This is a genomic window from Endozoicomonas sp. SESOKO3 (assembly GCF_024606255.1).
Genome location: NZ_JAHHPR010000419.1, coordinates 1 through 1,074, shown reverse-complemented (window position 1 = coordinate 1,074; position 1,074 = coordinate 1). Strand labels below are relative to the sequence as shown.

At 48.0% G+C, this 1,074-nt stretch carries 2 protein-coding genes; one reads left to right on the top strand and one right to left on the bottom strand.

What is annotated here, in order from left to right; genetic code table 11:
- Positions 1 to 71 precede the first annotated feature (71 nt).
- A complete protein-coding gene (locus tag KDK18_RS07195) occupies positions 72 to 374 on the bottom strand; it encodes a hypothetical protein (RefSeq protein WP_257254202.1) in 303 nt (100 codons plus the stop codon).
- Between the two features lie 243 nt (positions 375 to 617).
- Here KDK18_RS07195 and KDK18_RS07190 point away from each other — a divergent pair.
- Positions 618 to 1,074, top strand: a 457-nt coding sequence (locus KDK18_RS07190) for a hypothetical protein (RefSeq protein ID WP_257254201.1), incomplete at its 3' end; no start/stop codon positions are given.

Sequence of the window (1,074 nt, the reverse complement as noted above, 5' to 3'; positions counted from 1 at the left end):
TTTGCTGTCCAGTTGACAGACCGGGCAGCATTTTCTCTCTCTTTCGCTCCATTTTCATCATTTCGTTCCTGTTATTGTGATTGTGATTCGGTTTCTATAATGATCGGTTCATTGTAGGGAAAAGTCATTTTCCAGGAGGGCTTGCCCGGCTGCCCGGGAGAGGGCTGGTAGTCGCCCCCCCGGCCGTGTTTCATCCGATATTGGTTGGCATTGATGCGGTTCTGGCGGCTGATGGCTGATTCTTCCTCTGTCAATACCGGGGCAGGGCGCTCATGGTCATAGAAGCTATCTTCCTCAGCCATCGGCTCAGTGACACAGCTTGTTAGCAGGCTGCACAGTATTATTGTTGTGGGTACGAGCAGTAGTTTTGTCATAGCGAGTGTTTTCCAAATCCTGTATTTACTTTAAACCGATAATTGTAGACGCTGTAAATCAAGGAGGCAGGTTTAGTCTTCTCCAATATGAAATGAGCCCATGATTTGCCCGGGGACCCCTTTGGTTTTTGACAGAAAATCTTTGACAGAAAAGCACGCTTATTTTCTTGATCTATCCTTCGTCCTTATCAATCGGAACGCAGGGCTGGAATTATTAAACACTCACTCTTTGCGGCGCTGCTGTTGCCGACATTGTCTGTCGTCTGTCAGGCCGAAAGGTTGACAGAACGTTATATTATCGAGCTTGAACAGGATAGAATTTTTCCAAACCAGAGTTTTTCTATAAAACCTGCGGGAACCCCGTCAGACATTTTCGACCCAAACGGCTTCACAGAACCAGATTCATCGCCCGATGACACACCGCGCAGATCTTGGGGTTACAGGGTGAAAACGACCATGATCGAATCGATTGCGTGGCAATCGCTTTATGCCACTCAACTGCTGGCTGCTTACGAACGGACACTGACCATCAAAGTGACTCCTTTAAGTAACACCCCATACTCATGGTTGACTGCAGAAGCGGCTGTCGCGATCATCTGGCTTTTAAAAAGCCGTTGGAACCCCGGTTCATCGTCGCTTAATCCGGTTGGACAAGAAGAGGCCAGTCAGGATTATCCGTTTGCGACCATCACTATGATGT